This window comes from Thalassobaculum sp., assembly GCF_040219615.1.
Taxonomy (GTDB): Bacteria; Pseudomonadota; Alphaproteobacteria; order Thalassobaculales; family Thalassobaculaceae; genus Thalassobaculum_A.
Map to the genome: position 1 here is coordinate 79,369 of NZ_JAVJSE010000037.1, position 25,644 is coordinate 105,012.

22 protein-coding genes are annotated in these 25,644 nt (G+C 71.4%); 8 read left to right on the forward strand and 14 right to left on the reverse strand.

Going from position 1 to position 25,644, the window contains the following annotated elements:
- Window positions 1-164: 164 nt before the first annotated feature.
- Window positions 165-1,883, reverse strand: coding sequence for a methyl-accepting chemotaxis protein (locus RIC31_RS18450; protein WP_350111128.1), 1,719 nt, complete (start codon window positions 1,881-1,883; stop codon window positions 165-167).
- 282 nt (window positions 1,884-2,165) lie between these two features.
- On the opposite strand from RIC31_RS18450, the gene RIC31_RS18455 reads away from it, so the two are divergent.
- Together RIC31_RS18455 and phbB are read left to right on the forward strand one after the other, a co-directional pair.
- Window positions 2,166-3,344, forward strand: a complete 1,179-nt coding sequence (locus RIC31_RS18455) for an acetyl-CoA C-acetyltransferase (RefSeq protein WP_350111132.1) — start codon at window positions 2,166-2,168, stop codon at window positions 3,342-3,344.
- Between the two features lie 93 nt (window positions 3,345-3,437).
- A complete protein-coding gene (phbB, locus tag RIC31_RS18460) occupies window positions 3,438-4,160 on the forward strand; it encodes an acetoacetyl-CoA reductase (protein ID WP_350111135.1) in 723 nt (240 codons plus the stop codon).
- Between the two features lie 145 nt (window positions 4,161-4,305).
- Here phbB and RIC31_RS18465 read toward each other — a convergent pair whose 3' ends face one another.
- The 3 genes from RIC31_RS18465 to RIC31_RS18475 all read right to left on the reverse strand — a co-directional run bounded on the left by RIC31_RS18465 (window position 4,306) and on the right by RIC31_RS18475 (window position 7,454).
- Window positions 4,306-5,841: a DHA2 family efflux MFS transporter permease subunit gene (locus tag RIC31_RS18465; protein ID WP_350111138.1), complete on the reverse strand. Its 1,536-nt coding sequence runs from the start codon at window positions 5,839-5,841 to the stop codon at window positions 4,306-4,308.
- Window positions 5,842-6,020: 179 nt separating this feature from the next.
- Window positions 6,021-6,839, reverse strand: coding sequence for a phytanoyl-CoA dioxygenase family protein (locus tag RIC31_RS18470; RefSeq protein ID WP_350111141.1), 819 nt, complete (start codon window positions 6,837-6,839; stop codon window positions 6,021-6,023).
- Between the two features lie 33 nt (window positions 6,840-6,872).
- On the reverse strand, window positions 6,873-7,454 hold the full coding sequence (locus RIC31_RS18475; RefSeq protein ID WP_350111144.1) for a gamma-glutamylcyclotransferase: 582 nt from the start codon (window positions 7,452-7,454) through the stop codon (window positions 6,873-6,875).
- A 59-nt stretch (window positions 7,455-7,513) separates the two neighbouring features.
- Here RIC31_RS18475 and RIC31_RS18480 point away from each other — a divergent pair, with 59 nt between their 5' ends.
- Complete coding sequence (locus RIC31_RS18480) at window positions 7,514-8,611, forward strand: DUF2125 domain-containing protein (RefSeq protein ID WP_350111147.1); 1,098 nt, start codon at window positions 7,514-7,516, stop codon at window positions 8,609-8,611.
- Window positions 8,612-8,619: 8 nt separating this feature from the next.
- Here RIC31_RS18480 and RIC31_RS18485 read toward each other — a convergent pair whose 3' ends face one another.
- The 4 genes from RIC31_RS18485 to RIC31_RS18500 form a co-directional block, all read right to left on the reverse strand.
- Entirely contained in the window at window positions 8,620-10,563 is a 1,944-nt protein-coding gene (locus RIC31_RS18485; protein WP_350111150.1) for a YbjN domain-containing protein, read from the reverse strand.
- Window positions 10,564-10,660: 97 nt separating this feature from the next.
- On the reverse strand, window positions 10,661-11,608 hold the full coding sequence (locus RIC31_RS18490; RefSeq protein ID WP_350111153.1) for a prephenate/arogenate dehydrogenase family protein: 948 nt from the start codon (window positions 11,606-11,608) through the stop codon (window positions 10,661-10,663).
- Window positions 11,605-12,705, reverse strand: coding sequence for a pyridoxal phosphate-dependent aminotransferase (locus RIC31_RS18495; protein ID WP_350111156.1), 1,101 nt, complete (start codon window positions 12,703-12,705; stop codon window positions 11,605-11,607). Before RIC31_RS18495 ends, RIC31_RS18490 begins: the two co-directional genes overlap by 4 nt.
- Window positions 12,706-12,731: 26 nt before the next feature.
- Window positions 12,732-13,490 (reverse strand): chorismate mutase, encoded by a 759-nt coding sequence (locus RIC31_RS18500; RefSeq protein ID WP_350111159.1) that lies wholly within the window; start codon window positions 13,488-13,490, stop codon window positions 12,732-12,734.
- A 200-nt stretch (window positions 13,491-13,690) separates the two neighbouring features.
- Between RIC31_RS18500 and RIC31_RS18505 the strand changes: the two genes are divergently transcribed.
- Window positions 13,691-14,701 (forward strand): methyltransferase domain-containing protein, encoded by a 1,011-nt coding sequence (locus RIC31_RS18505; RefSeq protein WP_350111162.1) that lies wholly within the window; start codon window positions 13,691-13,693, stop codon window positions 14,699-14,701.
- A 16-nt stretch (window positions 14,702-14,717) separates the two neighbouring features.
- Here RIC31_RS18505 and RIC31_RS18510 read toward each other — a convergent pair whose 3' ends face one another.
- The 3 genes from RIC31_RS18510 to RIC31_RS18520 all read right to left on the reverse strand — a co-directional run bounded on the left by RIC31_RS18510 (window position 14,718) and on the right by RIC31_RS18520 (window position 18,678).
- Window positions 14,718-16,415 carry a methyl-accepting chemotaxis protein gene (locus tag RIC31_RS18510; protein ID WP_350111165.1) on the reverse strand — a complete coding sequence of 566 codons (1,698 nt, stop codon included), beginning with the start codon at window positions 16,413-16,415 and terminating at the stop codon, window positions 14,718-14,720.
- A gap of 308 nt (window positions 16,416-16,723) precedes the next feature.
- Complete coding sequence (locus RIC31_RS18515) at window positions 16,724-17,641, reverse strand: dihydrodipicolinate synthase family protein (protein ID WP_350111168.1); 918 nt, start codon at window positions 17,639-17,641, stop codon at window positions 16,724-16,726.
- Window positions 17,638-18,678 (reverse strand): LacI family DNA-binding transcriptional regulator, encoded by a 1,041-nt coding sequence (locus RIC31_RS18520; RefSeq protein WP_350111171.1) that lies wholly within the window; start codon window positions 18,676-18,678, stop codon window positions 17,638-17,640. The genes RIC31_RS18515 and RIC31_RS18520 overlap by 4 nt, the downstream gene beginning before the upstream one ends.
- A 478-nt stretch (window positions 18,679-19,156) precedes the next feature.
- Between RIC31_RS18520 and RIC31_RS18525 the strand changes: the two genes are divergently transcribed.
- The gene (locus RIC31_RS18525; protein WP_350111174.1) at window positions 19,157-21,103 is read left to right on the forward strand and encodes a methyl-accepting chemotaxis protein; all 1,947 of its coding nucleotides are present in this window, start codon (window positions 19,157-19,159) and stop codon (window positions 21,101-21,103) included.
- Window positions 21,104-21,160: 57 nt separating this feature from the next.
- Here the strand turns inward: RIC31_RS18525 and RIC31_RS18530 are convergent, their stop codons facing one another.
- From RIC31_RS18530 to RIC31_RS18540, 3 genes are all read right to left on the reverse strand, one after another.
- Entirely contained in the window at window positions 21,161-21,445 is a 285-nt protein-coding gene (locus RIC31_RS18530; RefSeq protein WP_350111177.1) for a putative quinol monooxygenase, read from the reverse strand.
- Between the two features lie 75 nt (window positions 21,446-21,520).
- Window positions 21,521-22,276, reverse strand: a complete 756-nt coding sequence (locus tag RIC31_RS18535) for a class I SAM-dependent methyltransferase (RefSeq protein ID WP_350111180.1) — start codon at window positions 22,274-22,276, stop codon at window positions 21,521-21,523.
- Between the two features lie 195 nt (window positions 22,277-22,471).
- Window positions 22,472-23,566: a mandelate racemase/muconate lactonizing enzyme family protein gene (locus RIC31_RS18540; protein ID WP_350111183.1), complete on the reverse strand. Its 1,095-nt coding sequence runs from the start codon at window positions 23,564-23,566 to the stop codon at window positions 22,472-22,474.
- A 221-nt stretch (window positions 23,567-23,787) separates the two neighbouring features.
- Here RIC31_RS18540 and gloB point away from each other — a divergent pair, with 221 nt between their 5' ends.
- Genes gloB through RIC31_RS18555 form a run of 3 tightly spaced genes read left to right on the forward strand, consistent with a single transcriptional unit; the run spans window position 23,788 to window position 25,641 of the window.
- A complete protein-coding gene (gloB, locus tag RIC31_RS18545; protein ID WP_350111186.1) occupies window positions 23,788-24,558 on the forward strand; it encodes a hydroxyacylglutathione hydrolase in 771 nt (256 codons plus the stop codon).
- Window positions 24,559-24,598: 40 nt separating this feature from the next.
- Window positions 24,599-25,210, forward strand: a complete 612-nt coding sequence (locus tag RIC31_RS18550; protein WP_350111189.1) for a glutathione S-transferase — start codon at window positions 24,599-24,601, stop codon at window positions 25,208-25,210.
- Entirely contained in the window at window positions 25,207-25,641 is a 435-nt protein-coding gene (locus tag RIC31_RS18555) for a cupin domain-containing protein (protein ID WP_350111192.1), read from the forward strand. The genes RIC31_RS18550 and RIC31_RS18555 overlap by 4 nt, the downstream gene beginning before the upstream one ends.
- The last annotated feature ends 3 nt before the right edge of the window (window positions 25,642-25,644 follow it).

Consider the following 25,644-nt stretch of genomic DNA (forward strand, 5'->3'; position numbering starts at 1 on the left):
ATTGCGGAACCAGGTTGATCGGCTCCCAGGCTACCGGGCGATCCGTTAAGGATCGCTGAGCCGAAGCGGTTAACGAGATTCGGTTGACGGTGGTTGGCCGCAATCGCACGGGAGGGACGGCGGGGCCGGACACGACCCCGCCGTCGACCCGATTGGACGCCCGATCAGGCGGCCCGGACTTCGCCGAGGAAGCGGTCGACGGCCAGGCGGAGGTCGCCGGCGCGCTGACCGAGGGTGTTCGAAGAAGACAGCACCTGGGCCGACGCCGAACCGGTCTCGGTGGCGGCCTGACTGACGCCTTCGATGTTGCTCGCCACCTCCTGGACCCCGCCCGCCGCCTGCTGGACGTTGCGGGTGATCTCGGTGGTGGCGGCGTTCTGCTCCTCGGCGGCCGAGGCGATCGACGCGGCGTTGCGATCGAGCTGGACGATGATGTGCGAGACCGCGGTGATGGCCTCGGCCGCCTGGTCGACCCGACCCTGGATCTCGCCGATCTGCTGCGAGATCTCTTCGGTCGCCCTTGCGGTCTGGGTGGCCAGGGTCTTCACCTCGGAAGCGACCACTGCGAATCCCTTGCCGGCGTCGCCGGCCCGGGCCGCCTCGATGGTGGCGTTGAGCGCCAGCAGGTTGGTCTGGGCCGCGATGTCGGAGATCAGCGACACGATCTCGCCGATCCGCCGGGCCGCCTGGGTCAGATGCTCGACGTTGTTCTCGCTGGTCTGTGCCTTGTCGGCACCGTCGCGCGCCAGCTTCGAGGCTTCGGACATCTGCCGGGCGATCTCGCCGATCGAGCTGCTCAGTTCCTCGGTCGAGGCCGCCACTGTCTGGACGTTGGCCGAGGTCTGTTCGGTCGCCACGGACACCGACGTCGACTGCCGGCTCGCCTCCTCGGCCATGGCCGAGAGCTGGGTGGCGGTGGCCTGAAGTTCTGTGGCGGCGGTCGAGACGCCGCCGACAACCGCGCCGACCTCCTTCTCGAACCGGTCGGCGAGCGCCAACATTGCGCTGCGGCGCTCGGCGGCGTTGCGCTCGCGCTCCTCGTCGGCCTCGCGCTCCATGTCCCGGACCCGTTGCAGGTTGCCCTTGAACACATCGGCGGTGCGGGCGATGTCGCCGACCTCGTCACGCCGCGCGGTGCCGGTCACCTCGACCGACAGGTCGCCCTCGGCCAGGCGCTTCAGGCAGGCGACGATGGCGGCGATCGGCTTGACGATGCCCCAGCGCGCGACGGCCATGGCCGCGGCGGCGCCGATCAGGATTCCGAGGCCGGCGACGGCGAAGAGGATCAGGCGGGTGCGCTCGTAGATGGCGGTGGCAGTGGCCGAGATCGTGCCCGCCGCTTGTTCGGTGATGGAAACGTAGCCGCGCACGGTGTCCCGCAGGGCGGCGGCGGCGGCGCGGCTGGACTGCACCGAGGCGATGATGCGGTCGCGGGCCGCGTCGCGGCCGATGCCGGCGCTCTCGGCCCCGGCGACCGCGAGGGTGTCGTCGAGCTCGCCGAGATAGCTCCGATACGACTCCTCGATCCGGTCCAGAAGCTTGGCCTGTTCCGCGGTGGCGGTCGACCGCGCCAGGGCCAGGCGCTCCTCGAACAGCTCGCGGTCCTCGGCGACCGAACGGCGGACTTCGGCAACGGTTTCCGCCGCCGGGTCGGCGGCGACCCGGTACTCCGCGCGGTTGAGGGCGACGACCAGCGTGTTCAGACCGGCGCCGAGGGTGGTTTCGCGCCCGGCCACCTCGAGCTCGTCGGCCGAGCTGTCGAGAGTGCCGAGCGAGGAGATGCTGAGGCCGGTGACGCCGACGGTTACCATGCAGAGGAATGCGACCACCGCGACGATCTTGGTCGCGGTTCGATAGGAGCCGAGTTCGAACATGCTGGGCATGGAAGGATCCCTGTTGGCGACCGCGTTCTCGACGCGGCCAAGGAGGAGGAGGGGAGCCTGTACTCCGCCGACGACCGCGGGGTGTTGCGTTGACACAATGAAATTCGCGTTAACCGGTTTGTGCCAGGCGGGGTGCCTGATCCATCTCAACTACCCGCGCCGCCGGTTGTGGGATACCGGGCTGCGGCCTATGTTGACCGGGAGGCCGGACGCCGCGAGAAGGGTCCGGCAGAGCGCCGACAGGCGAGTGAACGAACGACGTTCCAAAGAGGGGAGACTGCCATGACCCAGGTCGTGATCGCCGGCGCCGCCCGTACGCCGGTGGGTGCGTTCAACGGCGCGTTCGGCACCGTGCCGGCGAGCCAGCTCGGCGAGGTCGCCATCCGGGCCGCGCTGTCGCGCGCCAAGACCGAGGCCGCCGAGGTCGACGAGGTGGTGCTGGGCCAGGTGCTGACCGCCGCCCAGGGCCAGAACCCGGCCCGCCAGGCGGCGATCGCCGCCGGCATCCCGGTCGAGCGCACCGCCTACGGCATCAACCAGGTGTGCGGCTCCGGCCTGCGGACCGTGGCGCTCGGCTACCAGGCGATCGCGCTCGGCGACGCCGAGGTCATGGTGTGCGGCGGCCAGGAGAGCATGAGCATGTCGACCCATGCCCAGCACCTGCGCGGCGGCCAGCGCATGGGCGACCTGCAGTTCATCGACACCATGATCAAGGACGGGCTGTGGGACGCCTTCCATGGCTACCACATGGGCAACACCGCCGAGAACGTCGCCCAGAAGTTCCAGATCACCCGCGAGCAGCAGGACGCGTTCGCGCTCGCCTCGCAGCAGAAGGCCGCCGCCGCCCAGGCCGCCGGCAGGTTCAAGGACGAGATCGCCGCGGTCACGGTGAAGGGCCGCCGGGGCGACACCGTGGTCGAGGCCGACGAGTACCTGAAGCCCGACACCACCATGGAAAACCTGACCAAGCTGCGGCCGGCGTTCCTGCGCGACGGCGGCACCGTGACCGCCGGCAACGCCTCGGGCATCAACGACGGCGCCGCCGCGATGGTGCTGATGAGCGCCGAGAACGCCGCCAGGCGCGGCGTCACCCCGCTCGCCCGCATCGCCTCCTGGGCGACCGCCGGCGTCGACCCGACGATCATGGGCACCGGGCCGATCCCGGCCAGCCGCCTCGCCCTGAAGAAGGCCGGCTGGTCGATCGACGACCTCGACCTGGTGGAGGCCAACGAGGCGTTCGCCGCCCAGGCTTGCGCCGTCAACAAGGACATGGCCTGGGATCCGTCCAAGGTGAACGTCAATGGCGGCGCCATCGCCATCGGCCACCCGATCGGCGCGTCCGGCGCCCGGGTGCTGATTACCCTGCTGCACGAGATGCAGCGCCGCGACGCCAAGAAGGGGCTGGCGACGCTGTGCATCGGCGGCGGCATGGGGGTCGCGATGTGCGTCGAGCGCGACTGACGCGGCAGCGCGCGGTCGCATGAGGATCGGGGAGCGCGCCTCCGCAGAGGGGCGGCTTCCGGGGAAGGCAACGAACAGAGGGAGTGACGGTCAATGGCACGCGTGGCACTGGTGACGGGCGGGACCCGGGGTATCGGCGAGGCGATCTCGATCGCGCTCAAGGAGGCCGGCTGCAAGGTGGCCGCCAACTATGCCGGCAATGACGAGCGCGCGAAGGAGTTCACCCAGCGCACCGGCATCCCGTCGTTCAAGTGGGACGTCTCGGACTTCGCGGCCTGCCAGGCCGGGGTCGCCAAGGTCGAGGCAGAGGTCGGCCCGATCGACATCCTGGTGAACAACGCCGGCATCACCCGCGACGGCACCATCCACAAGATGGACCACGAGATGTGGCAGGCGGTGATCGACACCAACCTGGGCTCCTGCTTCAACATGTGCCGCTGCACCATCGAGGGCATGCGGGCCCGCAAGTTCGGCCGGGTGGTGAACATCGGCTCGATCAACGGCCAGGCCGGCCAGTACGGCCAGGTCAACTACGCCGCCGCCAAGTCCGGCATCCACGGCTTCACCAAGGCCCTGGCCCAGGAGGGCGCGCGCTCGAACATCACGGTCAACGCCATCGCGCCCGGCTACATCGATACCGACATGGTGGCCGCCGTGCCAGCCGACGTGCTCGAGAAGATCAAGGCCCGCATCCCGGTCGGCCGCCTCGGCCACGCCTCGGAGATCGCCCGCGGCGTGGTGTTCCTGACCGCCGACGAGGGCGGCTTCATCACCGGCTCGACCCTCAGCATCAACGGCGGCCAGCATATGTATTGAGGTGGCGTCGGGTTTCGGAAGCAGCGGGTGGGTTCCGGAGCCGGGCGCTGTTGCGCCCCCTCCGGAATGACGAGGCAAATGATCGTCATCCCGGAGAGTCCGCGGGAGCGGACGGCTCCGGGACCCACGAGGCGACGTGCCCCGCTCAGCCGCGCCCTCGTATCCCCAGCACCAGCACCAGCGACACCGCGAACACGATCCCCAGCACCCACCAGGCGTCGTTGAACGCCATCACCAGGGCGGCGCGCTCGACCAGTGGGGCGACGTAGGCGCGGGTCGTCTCGTCGATCGGGCCGAGCGGGGTGCCGTCGAAGCGGTCGAGCGGCAGGCCGACGAAGCCGGCGGCGTCGCGGCCGCCGGCCTGCAGGCGCTCGACCAGGGCGGCACCGTGGCCGGCCGGGCGCCGGGACAGGATGGTGTCGACCACGGCGATGCCGACGGCGCCGCCGAGGTTGCGCAGCAGGTTGAACAGCGCGCTGGCGTTGGCGAGCGCGTCGCCGGTGAAGCGCTCGAGCGCCGCCGCGGTGGTCGGCAGCAGGCACAACATCACCGCCACCCCGCGCAGCACCTGCGGCCAGAACAGCCCGTCGAAATCGGTCGCCGGCGTGGTCCAGGCGTTCGAGACGAGGCCGGCGGCGAACAGCGCGTAGCCGAGCCCGGCGAGCCAGCGCGGGTCGCAGCGCCGCTCGGCCCAGGCAGCCACCGGCGCGGCCAGCAGCTGGGCGGCGCCGGTCACCATCATGGTGGTGCCGATGGCGATCGGGCCGTGGCCACGCACGAAGCCGAGATACAGCGGCAGCAGGTAGGTCGCCCCGTACAGCCCGGCGCCGAGCACGAAGCTGAGGGCGCACGCTGCCGCGAACGGCCGGTCGGCGAAGGCGCGCAAGTCGACCAGCGGCTCGCGGTGCTGGAGGCAGCGCCAGACCGTGGCGGCCGCGCCGGTGGCGCAGGCGGCAGCGAGCGCCCAGACCACCGGCCCGGCCCAGCCGCGCTCCGGCCCCTGCTTCAGGGTCAGCTCCAGCCCGGCCAGGAACACCGCCGCGAACAGCAGCCCGGCGAGGTCGACCCGGCGCAGCAGCCGCGGCTCCGGCCGGCCGATCCTGACGCAGCGGGCGGCGACCGCCGCGGCGACGACACCGGGGCCGAGGTTGACCAGGAACAGCCAGTGCCAGGACAGGGTCTCGGTGAGATACCCGCCGACCACCGGGCCGAGGGTCGGGGCCAGCATCGCGAACACCCCGGCGACCGTGGTCGGCACCACCCGCCGGTCGGCCGGGAACAGCACGAACACTGCGGTGAACACCGCCGGGATCACCATGCCGCCGAAGAAGCCCTGGACGATCCGGAACCCGACCAGCGAGCCGAAGCCGGTGCTGAGCGCGCAGCCCAGGCTGGCGGCGACGAAGCCGAGGATGGCGGCGACGAACAGCCCGCCGAGGGTCAGCGGCCGGGTCAGCCGGGCGGTCAGCGGGATCGCCACCACCTCGGCGACCAGATAGGCGGTCTGGATCCAGCTGAGCCGGTCGGCCGGGATGGCCAGCGCGTCGCGGAGCGCCGGCAGCGAGCTGGCGACCACCTGGATGTCCAGGATCGCCATGAACATGCCGACGCACATGGCGAGGAAGCCGGCCCAGGCGGCGGCGGGAGACAGCTTCGGTGTACTGTCGCCGGTGATGCCCATCGGCCCGTCACGTCGTGGGTTCCGGCTCCATCCCGCCGTTGGCGGTCCGGTCCGGAATGACGAAAGCTAAAGGAAGACGGCGGCCCGATATTCCTTGCCGTCATTCCGGACGGACGCGCCGCCCTCGGCGCGGCCGAGCCGGAACCCACCCACCGCGCCGAGGTGGGTATTGCAGGGACTCAGTGCCCGACCGCGAAGTCGTTCCTGCCGCAGAGATCCTTGCCGCGCATCAGCCACAGGGCGCGGGTGCCGAAGTCGACCTGGCCGGAGCGCTTCTGCAGCTCGGCGCCGTAGCCGTGGTCGAAATGCGAGCTGGTCGGCATGTAGCGGCAGACGTAGCCGGCGCGGCGCTTCGTCGAGCGGTTCGGCTCCGAGCCGTGCACCAGGTAGACGTCGTGCAGCGACAGCTGGCCGGCCTCCAGCACGATGTCGACCGCGTCGGCCTCATCGTATTCCTCGGCGTTCAGCTCCTGGTTCAGCACCAGGTCCGGGCTGTCCTTCCGGGTGTGGGCGCGCAGCCGGTTCCCCTTGTGGCTGCCCGGGATCACCCGCAGGCAGCCGTTCTCCGGGGTGGCGTCGTCGAGCGCGATCCAGGCCGAGCAGGTGGCCAGCGGGCGGATCGGCCAGTACTCGCCGTCCTGGTGCCAGGGCACCCGCTTGCCGGTCCCGGCCGGCTTGCCGAACACCGTGGTGCCCCACAGCAGGAAGTCCGGGCCGATCGCCTGGCCGACCATGTCCAGCACCTCCGGGATGCGGGCGTGCTCCAGCCAGGTTTCCGAGCCCCGCAGGCCCTGGGTGCCGCCCTGGGCGATGTGCGGGCAGAACATCGAGTCGCGGCTGACGCCCTCGTTCGCTGCCAGCAGCTCGTCCAGGTCGGCGCGCATGCGCTGCAGCAGGTCGGCGGGCAGCCGCCAGCGCGGAACCACGTAGCCGCGCTCGTGATAGTGCTCGATCTCTTCCTGGGTCAGCAGATGGCTGATGCGTGCCGGCGCGTTCATGGAGGTCCTCCCGGATCGGCTTTTGCGCGAATGCTACGGCCGATCCCCGAGCGCGTGAAGCACCGCTTCCAGGCGCCGGTCGCGCAGCCCGAGCGCGTGGATGTGCTCGACCACCGATTTCAGGTAGTCGCGATTGGCGCCCGAGAGGCCGTGCGCCACGGCGACGATGGCCGCCTGTTGCTCGACCGTCAGGTGGCCGGCGTAGTCCGGGTCCGTCCGGTCTATCACGTAGGTCACCGAGCGCACGGTGCGCGGCGTCGGGCCGTCCAGCACCACCGGAAGGTCGGCACGCCGGTACACCGGGTAGTGCGCGGTCTCGCGCTCGTGCAGGTAGGCGAGGGTCCCGGCGACCGCTGCGGACGGCACCCGGTAGGCGATCCCGCGGCAGGATCCGCCGCGATCCAGCCCCATCACCAGGCCCGGCCGGGCGGCGTCGCCGCGGTGGTGGCGCGAAATCACGCACAGCCGCCGGTGGCGGCCCAGCAGCCGCGCGTTCGCGCGTTCGACGAACGGAAAGCCCGGGTTCCACATCAGCGAGCCGTAGCCGAAAATCCAGATCCCGCCCTCGCCTTCTTCGGCGCCATCGCCGCCGCCGCCGGCATCCGCCTCTTTCATCCGACGCTCCGCAAGCCTATGTTTCCGCGGTCTCGACAACCGGCCGGACCGCATACGCAATGTCGTCGCCAGACACAACCCGGCCCGGGCCGGGACGCCCGCAGCCGGCCGACCGCAAGCCGTTGCGTCGCCGGCTCGGGCTGGTCGCGGGGGGCGCGGCCCTGCTGCTGGTCGCGGGCTGGATCATCGCCTGGCAGCTCGTGGCGCTGCGGGTCGAGGCCTCGCTCGGCAGCTGGATCGATCAGCGGCGCGCCCTCGGCGACCGGATCGAGCACGGTCCGATGGCGCTCGGCGGTTTCCCGCTGACCGTCGCCGTCACCCTGCGCCAGGTCCACTGGACCCGCGAGGACGGACCGACCCTGCTGGCGGCGGCGGCCTCCGAAGTGGTGGCCAGCAGCCCGCTGTGGAATCCGTTCCGCGTCACCGTGGTGCCGACCGGCGGCGGCCGGGCCAGCGCCGCCGGGTCCTGGGGCTCGGTCACCGCCGATGCCGGCCTGATGGTCGCGGTGGTGAGCCTCGGTCAGCACGGTCCCCGGCAGGTCGAGCTGACCCTGCGCAATCTCGACCTGATCGGCCCCGGCGGTGCGGTCCTGGCGACGGTCGAGGCGGTCGACGCGCATATCGATCCGACGCCTGAGCCGGAATCCGGCGCGGTGGCGGCGGTGCCGACCACCCTCGAGGTCTCGGGAAGTGCCGCGGGCGTCCGGCCCACCGGCGTCGAGCGGCTGCCGTTCGAGGGGCCGGCGACGCTGTCCTGGCAGGCCGCGCTGCGCGGCGCCGTCGACCCGACCGCCGGCCTGCCGGGCCTGGCGATGTGGCGCGATGCCGGCGGTGTCATCGACGTCAACCACCTGTCGGTCTCGTGGTCGCCGGTCGATCTGGTCGGCGACGGCACCGTGGCGCTCGACGCCGCGATGCGGCCGGAGGGGGCGGGCGTCGCGCAGGTGCAGGGCGTGGCCGAGGCGCTCGACCGGCTGGTCGCCCTCGGTCGCCTGAAGCCGGGCGACGCGGCCCTGCTGAAGATCGCGGCGATCGCGGCCAGCGAGCCGTCGGAGGATGGTTCACGCCAGCGCCTCAAGGCACCGGTCAGTGCTCAGGACGGCACACTGAGGATCGGCCAGTTCCCGGTCGCCCGGGTCCGCTCGATCGCGGACTAGCAACCGCGCTACTGCGCCTCCGCCAGCTCCGTAACGAACCGTTCCGCGGCCGCAAGGAAGTGCCCGATCAGGGCGTCGACCTGGCCCGCGCCGAGCACCTCGCCGGCGATGTCGAGCTCCAGCCACAGCGCGCCGTTCTGCTCCCGATAGGCGCGGACCCAGCGCGCGGCGCTGTTCCAGTCGTTGACCGCGGCCAGCGGCACCTGTCGCTCGGGCTCGACGCCCAGATACATCATGCCGCTGCCGCACAGCCCGTCCGGGCCGCAATCGTAAAGCTCGACCGTCAGGGTCTGGCCGTCCAGCGCGTCCTTGAGCGCGGCGGTGACCGTCTGCGTGCCCGCGCCGTCGTCGGCGACGCTTGCTCCGAGGCCGAGCTCCTCGAGTCGCTCGGCGATCAGCGCCGCCGAGAGCCCGCCCGCCGCCGCCGGGGGCGCCGTCGGGTCCGCCGTCGGGTCCGCCGTCGGGGCCGGCGCGTCCGGGGGGCCGGCCTCGAGTGACGCCAGTCCCTGGGCGAACAGCGCGCTGACGTCGTTGCCGTTCAGGAGGGAGCGACCGTCGCCGTCACGCACGAATCCCCAGTGGTGGGTAACCTTGCCGTCCACGCCTTGGGTGCGCTGGCCGAGCGCGGCGGCGAGCTGCAGGGCGGCGAGCTCGTCGCCGGCCAGGCCGCCGAGCGCCGCCACGATCCGGTCGAGATTGACCACCGTCAGCGCGAACTGGCCGACCGCGCCGTCGGGGGCGGTCGGAGAGGCGGCGACGCTGCCGGTCAGCTCGGCGCCGGTGTCGCCGACCGCGACGCGCGCGCGGTCGATCCGTGCGGTCGCGCCGGTGCGTTGCAGCAGGGCCAGGAGGTCGGGGCCGGCACGGTCGCCGGACTCGAGAAGGCGGAACAGGTCGCGGCCGGGCAGCTTCTCGACCGAGACCTCGAGCGCGACGCTGTCCGGCACCACGTTGCCGTCGACCGGCAATGCGCCGGCGAAGGCGAGACCGTCGTGCCAGTAGCCGACGGTCGCCGAAACGGCGTCGCCGGACAGCCCGGAGAAGCCGAACCGGAAGCCGAGCCGGCCGATCCCGCCGGGGCCGCCGGCCGCCGCGGACAGGCGGGCGTCCTGCAGGTCGAAGCGGAACGCGGCACCGTCGGCGACCGCATCCGGCACCGTCGCCAGGGCCTCGGCGCGGCGCGCCAGCGCCGGGTCGGCTGCGGCCGCCGCCTGGTCGGGAGCGGTCGCGAGGAGGGCCTGCAGCTCGACCAGCCGGGGCCAGTCGACGCCGCCGAGGCTCGCCTCGCTGGCGATCGACTTCACGCGGAACAGCTCTTCCGCCGGGACGCCCTGGGCGGCCGGCGCGGAGGTGACGATCAGGTCGTCGATCCGGTAGCTGGAGGTGAGCTCCATCCTGCCGCCGCCGCCCGGGCGAAGGTCGCTGGCGACGGCCGCCTTGGCGATGCTCAGCCGGGCGACCGGCTCCATGGCAACCGAAATGTCGCCGGCCTCGACGGCCGAGCGGCTGACCGCGCCGGTGCGCGGATCGATCACCAGGTCAAAGGCCGACCGGAGCGCCGAGACCACCGTCGTGGGCTGGCCGGGCGCGTCCACGGTCATCCGGGCCGGCAGCGCGCCGGTCAGCCGCCACAGCCCGCCCGCCACGTCGGTCCGGACGATCTCGACGTCGCCGAACCCGATGACCGAGCCGGGTGTCCGCCAGGCCAGGCCGGGCAGTCGCACCAGTTCGCCGTCGGCTCGAGCGGTGGCGGTGGGGCTCCCGGACATGGTCAGCTCGCCGGCGCCGGATGCGCGCAGCCAGTCGGACAGGGCCGCAACTCCCTGCTGCAGGGCGCCGGACGGCGTGTCGGCGGCCGAGGCGCCGGCGGTCGACGTGATGGCCGCCGCGGCGATGGCGCCGGCCAGCAGCGCGGCCGCGAACGGTCTGCGGGTTCGGATCGGCGTTCGCATGGCAGTCACATCCCCGGCGGTCCCTGGCACCCGGAGCATCGCCGGTTTCGGCGGAACCGTGCAGCGCTATTTCCGCATGGCGGCAGGCTGCCGGCGGCTACTTTCCGTTGCCGCCGCCGTTGCCGCCATAGGGGAAGGGCTTGGCCTGCTTGGCCTCGATGACGCCCTGGCGGATCTCGCGGGTCTTGGTGAACAGCTCCTGCAGCTTGTCGCCCTCGCCCCAGCGGATGGCGCGCTGCAGATAGCTCAGGTCCTCGCTGAAGCGCTGCAGCATCTCCAGCACCGCCTCGCGGTTGTTCAGGAAGATGTCGCGCCACATGATCGGGTTGGAGCCGGCGATCCGGGTGAAGTCCCGGAAGCCGCCGGCCGAGAACCGGATGACGTCGCGCTGCTCCTGGCCTTCCAGGTCGAAGGCGGTGCCGACGATGGTGTAGGCGATCAGGTGCGGCAGGTGCGAGGTCACGGCCAGCACCTTGTCGTGATAGGCCGCCGGCAGTTCCTCGACCAGGGCGCCGCAGCGGGTCCAAAGGCTCGCGAGCTTCGCCACCGCCGCCGGGTCGCTCCCCTCGATCGGCGTGAGGATCCAGAACCGGCCCTCGAACAGCGCGCCGGAACCGGCGTCCGGCCCGGATTTCTCGGTGCCGGCGATCGGGTGGCCGGGGACGAAGTGCACGCCGGACGGGACATGCGGCTGCACCGCCGCGACCACCGCCTGCTTGACCGAGCCGATGTCGGTCAGCACCGCGCCCGGCTTCAGATGCGGGGCGATGCCTTCGGCGATCGCGCCATAGGTTCCGATCGGGGTGCAGATCACCACCACGTCGGCGTCCCGCACGGCGTCCGCCGGGCTCTCGAAGAACGCGTCGGCGAGGCCGAGCTCGGCGGCCCGGGCGCGGGCCTCGTCCGACAGGTCGGCGACCGCCACCGATCGCACCAGGCCGCGCTCGCGCACCGCACGGGCGATCGACGAGCCGAGGTTGCCGATCCCGATCAGCGCCATGCGCTCGAACACGACGCCGTCGTCGCTGTTGCCTGGATCGCTCATGAGTTCGCCCCGTTCAGGAAGTCGCGGACGGCGTCGACCAGCAGGCGGTTCTCGTCCTCCGTGCCGACCGACAGCCGTATGTACGCCGGCGCTCCGTATCCGGCCATCTCGCGGACCAGGATGCCGCGGCCGGCCAGGAACGGCCGCACCGCCTCGGCGTTGCGACCCGGCTCGGCCGGGAACCGGACCATCATGAAGTTGGCGGCCGTCGGCATCGGCTCCAGGCCGAGTTCCCGGAACCGCTCCTGCAGCCACGGCATCCAGCGGGCGTTGTGGGCCACCGTGGCGTCCTGGAACGCCTGGTCCTCGACGGCGGCGACGGCCGCCGCCAGCGACGGCGAGTTCACCCCGTAGGGCGGCCGCACCGAATACAGGACGTCGGCCACCGGCTGCGGGCAGTAGGCCCAGCCGAGCCTCAGCCCGGCCATGCCGAAGGCCTTGGAGAAGGTCCGCAGCATGACGGTGTTGTCGGTCGCCTCGACCAGCTCGATGCCGGCGGTGTAGTCGGGCCGCTGGACGTATTCGGCATAGGCGGCGTCGACCACCAGCAGCACGCGGTCGGGCAGGCGCTCGCGCAGACGGCGCACCTCCTCCGCCGGCAGGGCGGTCCCGGTCGGGTTGTTCGGATTGGCCAGGAACACCAGCTTGGTGCGCGCCGTGACCCGCTCCAGGATCGCGTCGACGCTGGCGGTGAAGCCGTCGTCCGGAGCCGAGACCGGGATACCGCCGGCGATCCGGGTGGCGATCGGGAACTGCACGAAGCCGTACTGGGTATGGATCACTTCCTCGCCGGGCTCGACATAGGCCAGGCACAGGAACTGGATCAGCTCGTCCGAGCCGCAGCCGAGCACGATCCGCGCCGGGTCGATCCCGTGCTTCTGGCCCAGCGCGACCACCAGGCCCGAGGCGTCGATGCCGGGATAGCGGTCGATCCGCCCGACCATCTCCCGCATGGCCGCGATCGCCCGCGGCGACGGCCCGAGTGCGCCCTCGTTCAGGTGCAGCCGCACGATGCGCGCGCCGGTCGGCGCGCCGGCCAGGGCCGGCTTGCCGGCGACCAGGCCGGCAATGGACGCTTTCGGGGCGACGCTGGGCATCGGATTCTCCCGGTGGAGGCGGCGGATCAGCAGTGATGAGTGCGGGCGTAGGCGCCGATCGCGGCGGCGCCGGCCGGCAGGGCGCCGGCCGCCGGCCAGCCGTCGAGCGCGACCAGCGACAGTACGGCACCGTCCGGCCCGGCGGCGGTGTCGACGGCGCCGTCGGCCCGGCCCGGGCACACCCACAGGGTGACGTCGTCGCCGGACGGGTCCGGGTCCTGGAAGGCGACACCGACGCCGGCGACCGGCGCGGAAACCGGGCCCCCGAAAAGCGGAAGCCGCGCAACGATGCGCGGCTTCGGGTCGGACTCCACGAGCAGGGACGGCCACCAGCGCCACGCCGTCAGTTCGGGTGCCGGCAGCACCGCCAGGGTCGCCCGGCCGTCGGCCACCGCGGCCAGCGCCATCGCCGGCCCGGTCACGGTCTCGACCCGGGTCGAGGAGCCGCCGCGGTCGCGCGCGAGATCGATCAGCGCCTCGGCGCCCTCGGGTGCCCACACCACGGTGACCGGATCCACCTGGCGCGCCAGGTTGGCGGCCAGGATTTCCCGCCAGACCCGCTCCATGACGGGGACCGGCAGGTCGGAGCCGTCCAGGCGGGCGGCCAGCCGGCGCAGGATCTGGGCCTCGCGGCCGGGCCGCAGGAACGGGCCGGACGCGTCGCCCTTTGCGGCGGCGACCCGGCGGCCGATCGCGATGCGGCGTTCCAGCAGCGTCAGCAGGCCGTCGTCGATTTCGTCGATCTCGGCGCGCAGTTGAGCCAGCGAGGGAGAGGCGTCGGCCATGATTCCAGGGCATCTCGAAGCCGTAAGGACCAGGACACTTATCGGGCGGCGGGGCGGAAGGCAAGAACCACCGGGGCCTCGGCGGTGTGCCGGGGATCGCGGCCGGCCCCGACCGGTGGACGATCGCCGCGCTGTCGGCCCGGCCGGCGTTGCGCTAGATTCTCGCGCCGCCCGCCGGCGGCCGGTACGGGCGAGGCGACATGGACAGGCTGGGCTTCCTTTCGCAGCATGTCGGCCTGTCGGGGCTGACCGCCATCGAGATCGGCGCCCTCGACCATCCGGTGCTGGTGCCCGGGTCAGCCGGTGTCGGCTATCTCGATCACCTGGACACGCCGGGGCTGCGCGCCAAGTATCGGAACGACCCGGCGGTCGACAAGGAGCGGATCGTCGAGGTGTCGCACGTCTGGAGCGGCGGGCCGATGAGCTCGGCGGTTCCGGCCGGGCTGCGGGTCGACCTGCTGGTCGCCAGCCACGTGTTCGAGCACATTCCCGATCCGGTCGGCTGGCTGCTCGACGCCCGCCGGCTGCTGCGCGACGACGGCCGCGTCTTCCTGGTGCTTCCGGACCGCCGCTTCACCTTCGACCTGAAGCGCCGCGACACCGCCCTGACCGACTGGCTCGGCTGGCACCTGCGGCGGCTCGAGCGGCCCGGCCCGGACCAGGTGTTCGATCATTTCGCCGGGGTCTGCGCGGTATCGACCTCGCGCGCCTGGGGCGGCGCCGACGAGGCCGAGTTCCCGGCGATGCAGGACGTCAGGGTCGCCCACGACCTGGCCGTGTCGGTGGCCGCCGGCGGCGACTATCTCGACGTTCACTGCAGCGTGTTCACGCCGTTCCACTTCGTCGCGCTGTGCCGGGCGCTGTCGCGGCTCGGGCTGTTCCCGTACCGGATCGAGGCGTTCCGGCCGACCGAGCCGCACGACATCGAATTCGCCGTATTGCTGCGGGCGGCCGACCGGACACCGGTCGGGCCGGGCCAGGACGATCTCCGGGCGATTGCCCGCGCCGCCGGCTATCGTGGCGAGTTCGGCGGCGGGCGGCTCCGGGGCGCGCTGGATGCCGACCCGGCGTTGCGCGGCCGTTACGAGTCCGCGGTCGCCGCGGTTCACGCCGAGGTGGACGCCCAGTGGGCTGTCCGCCTGGCCGACTTCCCGGCCCTCGATCCGGCCCTGCACCACGAGCGGCCGCGGCCGGGCGACCCCCGGTTGTGACCCGGACCGAATTCGCCTACGCCGCCTTGACGTCCGACAGGAAGCGCTCGACCTGGGCGCGCAGCGATTCTGACTGCTGAGACAGCTCACTGGACGACGCCAGCACCTGCGAGGCGGCGGCACCGGTATCGCCGGCGGCTTGCTTGACGCCGGCGATGTTCCGGGTGACCTCGCCGGTGCCGTTGGCGGCTTCCTGAACGTTGCGCGCGATCTCGAGCGTTGCGGCCGATTGCTGCTCGACCGCGGAGGCGATCATCGTCGAGATCTGGTTGACCTCCTCGATCACCTTGGCGATGCCCTCGATCGAGTGCACGGACTCGGTGGTCGCGGACTGGATCGTCGCGATCTGGGCCGAGATCTCCTCGGTGGCCCTGGCGGTCTGGGCGGCCAGGTTCTTCACCTCGGCGGCCACGACCGCGAAGCCCTTGCCCATCTCGCCGGCCCGCGCCGCCTCGATGGTGGCATTCAGGGCCAGCAGGTTTGTCTGCGCCGCGATGTCGCTGATCAGGGTGACGACCTCGCCGACCTGCTGGGCCGCGCTGGCCAGCCCCTTGACCCGGACATTGGCCTGGTCGGCCTCGTCCTTGGCACGGTTGGCGATGTCGGTCGACTGCCGGACCTGGCTGCCGATCTCGGAGATCGAGCTCGACAGCTCCTCGGAGGCGGAGGCCACGGTCTGGACGTTGGCGCCCGCCTCCTCGGCCGCCGCCGACACCGCCAGCGCCTGCTGGCTTGTCTGCTCGGCGGTGGCGGTCAGCGAGGCGGCCGTGCTCTGAAGCTCGGTCGACGCCGAGGCGACGGTCTTCAGCACCGCCGAGATCTCGGCGTCGAAGCCGCTGGTCAGGGCGGTGAGCCTGCTGGCCCGGGCCTCCTTCTCGCGCGTGGCGCGCTGCTCCTCCTGGCGGGTTTCCTCCAGCTTCGTCTGCATGCCGACGAGATGCTCGAGCGCCTGTCCGATCTCGTCCCGGCGCTCGATCTCGATGCGGTTGTCGTAGTTGCCGTTCGCGATCTCCCCCATGGCGGCGATCAGCCGCTCGAGCGGGCGCGAAATCGCGCGGATCGTCGACAGGGCGATCAGCGCCCCGACCACGATGCCGCCGACCAGCAGGGCGATGGCGGCCAGGAAGGCGGTCGTGAAGGTCGAGGTGGCGGCCGCATATTCCCGCGCGGCGACCTCGGTCTGCAGCACCATCAGCTTCTCGGCGATCGGCTTGGCGATTTCGTACAGCGGGATCGCGGTCTCCGACACCAGGTCGTCCAGCTCGTCGTACTTTCCGGCTTCCAGCAGCTTCATCGCCGGGTGCAGGCCGTCCTTGACGAAGGTCGCGCGGGCGGTCTGGTAGGCCTTGGCGAGCTCGGCTTCCTCGACCGTCAGGGTGGTCGCCATGTAGGCCTTCCAGATCTCGCCGATCGCCGCGATGTTGGCTTCCTCGGCTCGCAGGATCGCCGCGGTGTCGACGGCCCGCCCACTGACGCCGGCGCTGGCGGCGTCGTACAGGGCGAGAATGTTCGCGGCCATGCGGTTGTTGATCTCGGCCAGCTGTCCCAGCGGTACGGTGCGGTCGGCATAGACCGTCTGCAGCCGGTTGTTGGAGTAGTTGGCGGTCAGAAGCCCGACGGCCCCGACGGTGACCAGGCCGGCCATCAGGACGGCGACCAGCGTGATCAGCCGGGCTCGTATGGTGCCGGTCAGCTTGCGGATTAGAGTGAACATGTTCGGCCGCCCCTGCTCTCGATACTGCTCGGTTGAGGAAAGACTCAAGGACCGTGCGGCAGCCGACATGTGCGGACGGACGCCGGATCCGCCACCGGTTCCGAGCAAGTCTTCGTCCGCAGTTCTTAAGAAAGCGTTTCGACCGTTCGGCGATTATTTGAGGTTCAGCTAGTTCTATTATTCCGTGATCTTGTATCGAAATCGTCAACCTGAAAATCGACCAGGGGCCGGGAACCGGTCGACGCTCGATGGTGGCCGCCGCGGACCGGCGACCACCCGTTCCGGACGTCGTCAGGCCGCCGCCCGGCTCACGCCGCCAGCCCCGGCATGGTGAAGCCGAAGGCCTCCAGGTCGCGGCCCAGCTTGCCGACGGTCTCCTCGTCGAGCGCCACCAGCGGCGGGCGCACCCGGCGCCAGCCGAGGTCGTCGGAGTAGTGCGCGATGGTGGCCTTCAGGGCCGAGATCATCACGTACTGCCCGACCCGGTTGCGCAGGGCGGTCAGGGCCTCCTGGCGCCGCTCGGCGTCCGGCTCCTGCCAGGTCTTGTAGAACTCGACGATACCATGGGCGTTGACGTTGCAGGTCGCCGAGATGCAGCCCATGCCGCCGGCCTGCATGGTCTTCAGCAGCACCGTCTCGTTGCCGGCGAATACCCCCCAGCCGGGGAACCGCTCGATCATCGCGCGGGTGTTCTCCCAGTCGCCGGAGCTGTCCTTGATGCCTGCCACGATACCCGGGAAGTCCCCGATCAGCCGCTCGATCAGGTCGAGGCTGAAGCCGACCTGGGCGACCGGCGGGATGTGGTAGAGGTAGACCCGCAGCCGGTCGTCGCCGACCCGGTCGATGACCTCGGCGATCGCGCGGTAGATGCCCTCGTCGCTGACCCCCTTGTAATAGAACGGCGGCAGCATCAGCACGCCGCCGACGCCGCGCTCGGTCATGTGGCGGGACAGCCTGACGGTGTCGGGGAGGGCGCAGCAGCCGGTGCCCGGCATCATGCGCGACGGGTCGATGCCGGCTTCGACCAGTCGGTCGACGATGTCGATCTTCTCCTCGACCGAAAGCGAGTTGCCTTCGCTGTTGGTGCCGAAGATGGCGAGCCCGCAGTCGTGCGACAGCAGCCAGCGGCAGTGCCGGATCAGCCGGTCGACGTCGGGTTCCAGCCGCTCGTCGAACGGCGTCACCACGGGCGAGAGCACGCCGCGCATCGGCGTCTGGTCGGTCATCTGTCGTCTCCTTGATTCGGGCCGCCGGGTTGCGGACCGGTGGATGTCGGAAGGGTGGACGTCGGAGCCGGCGCGGTCGAGCCCCGAACGATCAGGCTGGTCGCCACCTCGGTGACGGTCGCCACGGTGCGGCCCTCGAGCCGGTCGATGAGATACTCGGCGCTGCGCCGGCCGATCTCCTCGGCCGGCACCCGCAGGGTGGTGAGCGGCGGGTCGAGTTCGGCTGCGAACTCCAGGTCGTCGATACCGGCGATCGACAACTCGCCGGGCACCGCGATGCCGTGCTTGCGGGCTTCCAGCAGGGCGCCGAACGCCAGCAGGTCGTTGCCGCAGATCACCGCGGTCGGGCGCGGCTCGCTGGCCAGCAGGGCGCGCAGGCCGATCTGGCCCTCGGCGATCCGGTAGGGCCGCTCGATCAGGTGCTCGCGGGCCAGGGCCAGGCCGCGCGCCGCCAGGGCCTCGGCGATGCCGGCCACGCGGGCGGCCGCCCGGTCGTTGCCGCGGGTGACGCCGGCGATCACCCCGATATGGCGATGCCCGAGGTCGAGAAGGTAGTCGGCGAGCTGCCGGCCGACCGCCCGGTTGTCGAAGCCGACGCAGGCCGCGTCCGGCCGCAGCGTCCAGGTCTGGACCAGCGGTACGCCGCGGGCGGCGCACAGCTGCTCGATCTCGGCGTGATGGCTGCCGCCGACCACCACCACGCCCTCCACCCCGCGGGTCAGCAGGGTACGGACCTGGGTGCTCTCATTCGCGCTGTCGTAGCCGGAACTCGCCAGCAGCAGGGTGTAGCCGGCGGCGCGCAGCCGGGCCTGCAGGGCCTCCACGGCGATCGCGAAGCTGGCGTTCTCCAGGGTCGGCACCACCGCGCCGATGGTCTCGGAGCGGCTGCGCACCAGGGCCCGGGCGGCGGCGTTCGGCGTGTAGCCCAGGATCTCGACCGCGGCGACGACCTGCCGGCGCACCTTGTCGGCGACCGGCCCGCTGGCGTTCAGGACCCGGCTGACGGTCGCGACCGACACGCCCGCATGCCGTGCCACGTCGCGCGCCGACACCCGGTCGGGTCCGGCGGGTCGGCGGCGGGCTCGGCGGCGGGTTGCCGGCTTGTCTACGTCCATCCCTCGAGGGTCCATCGTTCTGCGACGCGGGCATCGGGATCAAAGCCGAGGCCCGGACCGATTGGCAACAGCGGGCTGCCGCCGGTGCCGATCGGCTTCTGGTGGGCGGTCGGACGCCGGCGGCCCGGCACCCGGTCATCGGCCGGCTTCCCCTGGATTGCCTCATGTGTAACCGAGTTCATGCGAGAGTATCCGACGCAAGAGCGCGCCCGTGATTATTCGTCGACCGGGCAGCTGTGGGAAGCCCGACGTGTAATCGATTACACGCGTGTCCGACGGACACCGGGTTCTCGCCCATCGAGAGGATCCGCGCCGTGGTTAATGATTCACGGTCTTTTAAGGAATTTCGAACGACATATCCGCCGCGCGGGTTGGCGCCGGGATCGTCGGGAGGGCTTCCATGAGACAGCTGAAGATCGCAGCGCGCACGCTGCTGATCAGTATCGTCGCGTTGACCGGTTTCGTCGCCGTCGCCGCAGTCACCATCTGGGGCAGCGTCAGCCATACGCAGACGGCCGCCATGCAGCAATCCGCCGTCGAGAAGCTCACCCTGGTGAAGGACCTGTCGACCGACTTCCTGAACGCCCGGCGCCGCGAGAAGGATTTCCTGCTGCGGCTGGACGAGAGCTATGTCGGCAAGCACGCCGGGGTCTCCGCGACGATCCGCAAGGATATCGAGGGCCTGTCGGCGCGGGTGGCCGCCGAGCGAACCGGGGTCGTCCGGACCCTGGCGGAACAGTACGCGGCCTACGAGAAGCAGTTCGGCGTGGTCGCGGCCCAGTGGGTCGAGATGGGGCTCACCGAGAAGCTCGGGCTGCAGGGCAAGCTGCGGGCGGCGGTGCACGAGGCCGAGGAGCTGATCAAGGCGAACGCCAGCGACGACCTGATGGTCAAGCTGCTGATGATGCGGCGGCACGAGAAGGACTTCATCCTCCGCAAGGATCCGAAATATGTGGTGTCCCTCGACGACCGGGTCGCCGAGTTCAAGGCGCTGCTGGCGGACAAGCCGGTCGACGCCGGAAGCAAGACCGGGATCGAGGCCGCCCTGGGAGCCTACCAGGCCACGTTCCATGACTACGCCAAGTTGATGCTCGGGATCGAGCAGCAGACCACGGCGTTGTCCGACCTGTATGCCGCCGCCGAGCCGACGCTCGCCGATCTGCGCGGTGGCATCGAATCGGAATACGCCGCGACCGCGGCATCGCTCCATTCGATCAACCAGCGGACCTTCTGGATCACCATCGCCCTGATCGTCGCGATCGCGGGTATCTGCGTCGCCGTCAGCCTGTTCGTCGGGCGCTCGATCAGCCGGCCGATCACCCGCCTCGCCGGGCTGATGCGGCAACTGGCCGATGGTGACAAGGCGATCGAGGTCGACACCGACGGGCGCGACGAGGTCGCCGACATGGCGGGCGCGGTCCAGGTGTTCAAGGAGAACCTGATCCGGACCGAGGCCCTGCAGGCCGAGGCCGCGGCGAAGCAGTCCGCCGAGGTGGCCCGCGGCCGGAAGCTGTCGGAGCTGACCAACGGCTTCGACGGCGAGGCCAAGGGCCTGATCGACGAGCTGATGTCGGCCGCCGGCCAGCTGCAGTCGACGTCCCGGGAGATGTCGGGCCTGGCCGCGGACTCCGGCCGGCGAGCCGTGACCGTGGCGACCGCGACCGAGGAGACCACCGCCAACGTCCAGACGGTGGCGACCGCCACCACCGAGCTGTCGGCGTCGATTTCCGAGATCGCGAGCCAGGTGTCGAGCGCGAGCGCGGTGGCGGGCGAGACCGCCCGGCAGGCCCAGGAGACCTCGGCGGTGATCGACGAGCTGAACGTCACCGTCAGCCGGATCGGCGAGATCGTCACCCTGATCCGCGACATCGCCGAGCAGACCAACCTGCTGGCGCTGAACGCGACCATCGAGTCGGCGCGGGCCGGCGAGGCCGGCAAGGGCTTCGCGGTGGTGGCGTCGGAGGTCAAGAGCCTGGCCGGCCAGACCGGCCGGGCGACCGAAGAGATCGCCGCCCAGATCGACGCGGTCCAGAACCGCACGGCCGGGGCAGTCGAGGCCATCAAGGCGATCGTCGGCAAGGTCGGCGAAATGGAGGGAATCACCGCCGCGGTGGCCGCCGCCATCGAGGAGCAGAACGCCGCCACCCAGGAGATCTCGCGCAATATCGAGGACGTCTCGGTGGCTGCCGAGGCCGTGAGCCAGAACGTCGTCCATGTCAGCGAGGCGTCGCAGCGGACCGGGACGATGGCCGGCGAGGTCATGCAGGCGTCGGACCGGGTGAGTTCGCACTCGGACCGGCTGAGCGAGCGGGTCCACAGCTTCCTCGGCGAGGTTCGCGCGGTCTGACGGGCGGGCGGCCGCCGGGACCGGGGCGAATGAGCCGCGGTCCCGGGGCCGGCGGCGTCACACGATCAGGTTGCCGGTCGCCAGCACCCGGTTCTTCAGCAGCGGGCCGGCGAATTTCCCGAACTCGGCCATGAAATCGGCCGCCTTGTGCGCCTCGAAGGCGGCGGCGTCCTTGTAGACCTCCCAGAGGTGGAACGAGGCCGGGTTGTCGTGGTCGCGGCTGACCGAGAAGCCGAGGCAGCCGTCCTGGGTCAGGCTGTTCTTGGCGTGCTGCTTGATGCGCTCGGCGAAGTTGTCGGCATCCTTGGGGTCGACCACCAGGTTCACGGCGACGATGTACATTGCTTCTCCTCCCTGCGGCCCGCGGCCGGCGCCCGGATGGCACCGTCGGACGGACCGATACGAAATGGCCCGCCGTCAGGCGGTCCGGTCACGGTTGGCGGGCACCGGGACCGACGGCCTGCCGGACGGCAGCAGCGCCCGGGCCCGGGCCAGGACCCGCTTGCGGACCCGGCGGGGGGCGTAGACTTCCTTCTGGGCCTCGATCATGACCACGCCGGCGAAACGGGTAAACCAGCGGTGTCCGACCTGTTCCAGCGCCGGCGCGGAACGGATGACCAGCCCGGAGGTGTAGGGCGGCGCGTACAGCGCATGCACGGTGCGGGTCGGGGTGAAGCGACTGTCGCGCAGCAGCCGCGACAGCTGCGAGACCGTGTAGGGCTGGCCGTGCCCGAACGGCGTGTGGTCGAAGCGCGCCCACAGGCCGCGCCGGTTCGGCACCACCACCAGCAGCCGGCCGTTGCCGGCCAGCACCCGCCAGGCCTCGGTCATCATCGCGGCGCGCTGCTCGGTGTTCTCCAGGGCGTGCACCAGCAGGATCCGGTCGACCGAGGCGTCCTCCAGCGGCAGCTCGGCCTCGTCGACCAGGACCGAGGCGTTCGGCCCCTCGGCCGGCCAGTGCAGCACGCCCTGCTGGGCCGGCATCGCCGCCAGTACGCGCTCGGCCTCGCCGCGATAGGGCCGCAGATAGGGCACCGTGTAGCCGAGCCCGAGCAGCGACTGGCCGCGCAGGTTCGGCCACAGCTCGCGCACCCGCCGGCGGATCATGCGCCGGGCGAGCAGGCCCAGATGGCCGTCGTAGAAGTCCCGCAGTTCGACCACGTCGAGAAACATGGCGCGGAGGGTAACCGCGGCGGCGGCTGGCCGGAAGCGGCTTGGCCGCCGGGTGGGTTCCGGCTCCGTCCCACCTGCGGCGGTCCGGTCCGGAATGACGGCATATTGATCGTCATTCCGGACGAACGCGCCGCCGCGGCGCGGGCGTGCCGGAACCCACGGGGCGACGGGCGTTGGGCGACGGCCGCCGGCCGGCTACGCCACCCGGTACTCCCTGATCACCGCCGGATCCGGGTCGAGCCCGAGGCCGGGGCCGTCGGGCACCCGGAAGGCGCCGTCGACCGGGGTGATCCAGTCGCCGTACAGGCTGGCCTCCGGGTTGATGTAGAAGCGTTCCACCAGGCCCGGGTTCGGCATCGCCGCGGCCAGCTGCAGGGTGGCCAGGAAGCCCGGGCCGAAATACGGCGAGTGCGGCATGACCTGCACGCCGGCGGCCTCGGACAGGGCGGCGACCTTGCGGAACTCGGTGATGCCGCCGACCTTGGTCACGCTCGGCTGGGTGTAGTCGACGGCGCCGGCCGCCAGGGCCTGGGCGAACTGGAACGAGGTGCACCAGTTCTCGCCGGCCGCGATCGGCACCCCGGTCTCGCCGCGGATGCGGGCCAGCGAGGCGAAGTCCTCCGGCGGGAACACCGGCTCCTCCAGCCAGTGCAGGTCGAACTGGTCGAGCTCGAGCGCCATGCGCTTGGCCTGCTCCGGGGTCCACGGGCAGTTGACGTCGACCATGATCGGGATGTCGTCGCCGGCGGCCTCGCGGGCGGCCCCGACCTCGACGGCGCCGATCTCGTGCAGCTTGATGTAGCGGTAGCCCTCGGCCAGCGACCGCTGCACGTCGGCGATCACCGCCTCCTTGTCGCGCAGGATGAACAGCGACGAATAGGCCGGCAGGGTGCGGTCGGCGCTGCCGCCGAACATCTGCGCCAGCGGCAGGCCGGCGGCCTTGCCGGCGATGTCCCAGAGCGCGATGTCCAGCCCCGACAGCGCGAACAGGGTGACGCCGTAGCGGCCGAACAGGTGGAACTTCTGCTGCAGCCGGTGGCTGATGCCGGCGACGTCGCGGGCGTCCATGCCCAGCACCGCCGGCTTCACCATGTGCTCGACCGCCGCGGTCACCGCCTCGCGGCAGTGATAGGCGAAGGCGTCGCCCCAGCCGGTAATGCCGGTGTCGGTGGTCACCTTGACCAGGCAGAAATCCAGGGCGGGCCAGCCGCCGGCGGTCAGGTCGCGGGATGCGCCGGCGTGGTCGAACGGCATGCGCAGCGGCACCGCTTCGACATGGGCGATCTTCATGGTCGTCTCCCCTGGCTGGTCGGCTTCCCGATGGTCGGGCGGCCGATAATAGGTTCGGTCCCGGCGGGTTTTGAGGGCCGATGGGTGGATGCACTGTTGCCGGTTCGCGATCCCGGCGTCGGTGGCAGGCTCCGGATCTTAATGCTACCGTGCCGGCCGCTGTCGATCCCGGCAGACACGCGGCGCATCCGCACCGATCGTCAAGACACCAGGAGGCCCCGATGGCAGCCCTCGAAATCGTGCTGGTCCCGGCCCTGTCGGACAACTACGTCTACCTGCTCCACGACGCCGCCAGCGGCAAGACCGCGGTCGTCGACCCCGGCGAGGCGGCGCCGGTCGAGGCGGCGCTGAAGCAGCGCGGCTGGACGCTGACGCAGATCGTCAACACCCATCACCATGCCGACCACATCGACGGCAACGAGGCGCTGAAGGCCAGGTACGGCGTGCCGCTGGTCGGGCCGCGGGCGGAGAAGGCGCGGATCCCCGGCATGGACGTGACGGTCGGCGACGGCGACACCGTCGACATCATCGGCCACACGGCGACGGTCTACGAGACCCCCGGCCACACCACCGGCCACATCGCGTTCCACATCCCCGACTCGGCGGCGCTGTTCTGCGGCGACACCCTGTTCGCGCTCGGCTGCGGGCGGATGTTCGAGGGCACGCCGGCGCAGTTCTGGAAGTCGCTGTCGACCCTGCGGGCGCTGCCGGCCGAGACCCGGATCTACTGCGGCCACGAGTACACCCAGTCGAACGCCAGGTTCGCCCTGGCGATTGACGGCGGCAACGCCAGGCTGAAGGCCCGGGCCGAGGAGATCGACCGCAAGCGCGCCGCCGGCCAGCCGACGGTGCCCTCGACGATCGCCGACGAACTCGACACCAACCCGTTCCTGCGCGCCGACGATCCGGCGATGGCGGCGGCCGTCGGCATGGCCGGCGCCGATCCGACCGCGGTGTTCGCCGAGATCCGCAGGCGCAAGGACTCGTTCTAGGCCAACGACGTCACGCGACGTCATCGGGAGAAGAAACGCCATGAAGCTCTACCATTCGCCGGCCTCGCCCTATGTCCGCAAGGTCATGGTCGTGGCCCAGGAAACCGGCCTGCTCGGCAAGCTCGAACTCGCCACCATCGCCACCACCCCGATGCAGCCGGATCCCGGCGTCGCCGCTGCCAACCCGGTGCGCAAGATCCCGGCGCTGGTCACCGACGACGGCATGACGCTGTTCGACTCGCCGGTGATCTGCGAGTACCTCGACAGCCTGCACGGCGGCGCGAAGATGTTCCCGGACGGCAAGGCGCGCTGGCAGGCGCTGCGGCTGCAGGCCGCCGCCGACGGCATGCTCGATGCCGCCCTGCTGGTGGTCTACGAGGGCCGCTTCCGCGAGGAGGCGATGCGCAACAAGGCCTGGACCGACGCCCAACTCTCGAAGATCGCCGGGGCGCTGGACGCCTTCGAGGCCGAGGCCGACAGCTTCGGCGACCGGGTCGACATCGGCACCATCACGGTTGCCTGCGGCCTCGGCTACGTCGATTTCCGGCTCGGCCACCTGAACTGGCGCGACGGCCGGCCGAAGCTCGCGGCCTGGTACGAGAAGTTCTCGGCCCGGCCGTCCATGCAGGCGACCGTTCCGCCGGCGGCATGAGCGCCGGCGAAGTCAGGCGGCTGGTCGAGACCCTCGGGCTGCAGCCGCATCCCGAGGGCGGCTGGTACGGCGAGACGTTCCGCGACCGGCCGGCCGGCGGCGGCCGCGGGGCGCTCACCCAGATCTTCTACCTGCTGGGGGCCGGCGAGATCTCGGCCTGGCACCGGGTGACCGACGCCACCGAGGTCTGGCACCACTACGCCGGCGGGCCGCTGCTGCTGTCGCTGTCGGCCGACGGGCGGGAGACGGCCGAGCATGTGATGGGGCCGGACGTGCTGGCCGGCCAGACGCCGCATGTGGTGGTGCCGCCGGGGGTCTGGCAGAGCGCCCGTCCGCTCGGCGACTGGGCCCTGTGCGGCTGCACGGTGGCGCCGGCCTTCGAGTTCGCGGGCTTCGAGATGGCCCCGCCGGGCTGGGAGCCGGGCAGCTGAGAT

What these genes read in the sequence shown, in the direction of transcription:
- RIC31_RS18450 (WP_350111128.1), bottom strand. Translation starts at nt 1,883, where the DNA reads ATGCCCAGCATGTTCGAACTCGGCTCCTATCGAACCGCGACCAAGATC.
- RIC31_RS18455 (WP_350111132.1), top strand. Translation starts at nt 2,166, where the DNA reads ATGACCCAGGTCGTGATCGCCGGCGCCGCCCGTACGCCGGTGGGTGCG.
- phbB (WP_350111135.1), top strand. Translation starts at nt 3,438, where the DNA reads ATGGCACGCGTGGCACTGGTGACGGGCGGGACCCGGGGTATCGGCGAG.
- RIC31_RS18465 (WP_350111138.1), bottom strand. Translation starts at nt 5,841, where the DNA reads ATGGGCATCACCGGCGACAGTACACCGAAGCTGTCTCCCGCCGCCGCC.
- RIC31_RS18470 (WP_350111141.1), bottom strand. Translation starts at nt 6,839, where the DNA reads ATGAACGCGCCGGCACGCATCAGCCATCTGCTGACCCAGGAAGAGATC.
- RIC31_RS18475 (WP_350111144.1), bottom strand. Translation starts at nt 7,454, where the DNA reads ATGAAAGAGGCGGATGCCGGCGGCGGCGGCGATGGCGCCGAAGAAGGC.
- RIC31_RS18480 (WP_350111147.1), top strand. Translation starts at nt 7,514, where the DNA reads ATGTCGTCGCCAGACACAACCCGGCCCGGGCCGGGACGCCCGCAGCCG.
- RIC31_RS18485 (WP_350111150.1), bottom strand. Translation starts at nt 10,563, where the DNA reads ATGCGAACGCCGATCCGAACCCGCAGACCGTTCGCGGCCGCGCTGCTG.
- RIC31_RS18490 (WP_350111153.1), bottom strand. Translation starts at nt 11,608, where the DNA reads ATGAGCGATCCAGGCAACAGCGACGACGGCGTCGTGTTCGAGCGCATG.
- RIC31_RS18495 (WP_350111156.1), bottom strand. Translation starts at nt 12,705, where the DNA reads ATGCCCAGCGTCGCCCCGAAAGCGTCCATTGCCGGCCTGGTCGCCGGC.
- RIC31_RS18500 (WP_350111159.1), bottom strand. Translation starts at nt 13,490, where the DNA reads ATGGCCGACGCCTCTCCCTCGCTGGCTCAACTGCGCGCCGAGATCGAC.
- RIC31_RS18505 (WP_350111162.1), top strand. Translation starts at nt 13,691, where the DNA reads ATGGACAGGCTGGGCTTCCTTTCGCAGCATGTCGGCCTGTCGGGGCTG.
- RIC31_RS18510 (WP_350111165.1), bottom strand. Translation starts at nt 16,415, where the DNA reads ATGTTCACTCTAATCCGCAAGCTGACCGGCACCATACGAGCCCGGCTG.
- RIC31_RS18515 (WP_350111168.1), bottom strand. Translation starts at nt 17,641, where the DNA reads ATGACCGACCAGACGCCGATGCGCGGCGTGCTCTCGCCCGTGGTGACG.
- RIC31_RS18525 (WP_350111174.1), top strand. Translation starts at nt 19,157, where the DNA reads ATGAGACAGCTGAAGATCGCAGCGCGCACGCTGCTGATCAGTATCGTC.
- RIC31_RS18530 (WP_350111177.1), bottom strand. Translation starts at nt 21,445, where the DNA reads ATGTACATCGTCGCCGTGAACCTGGTGGTCGACCCCAAGGATGCCGAC.
- RIC31_RS18535 (WP_350111180.1), bottom strand. Translation starts at nt 22,276, where the DNA reads ATGTTTCTCGACGTGGTCGAACTGCGGGACTTCTACGACGGCCATCTG.
- RIC31_RS18540 (WP_350111183.1), bottom strand. Translation starts at nt 23,566, where the DNA reads ATGAAGATCGCCCATGTCGAAGCGGTGCCGCTGCGCATGCCGTTCGAC.
- gloB (WP_350111186.1), top strand. Translation starts at nt 23,788, where the DNA reads ATGGCAGCCCTCGAAATCGTGCTGGTCCCGGCCCTGTCGGACAACTAC.
- RIC31_RS18550 (WP_350111189.1), top strand. Translation starts at nt 24,599, where the DNA reads ATGAAGCTCTACCATTCGCCGGCCTCGCCCTATGTCCGCAAGGTCATG.
- RIC31_RS18555 (WP_350111192.1), top strand. Translation starts at nt 25,207, where the DNA reads ATGAGCGCCGGCGAAGTCAGGCGGCTGGTCGAGACCCTCGGGCTGCAG.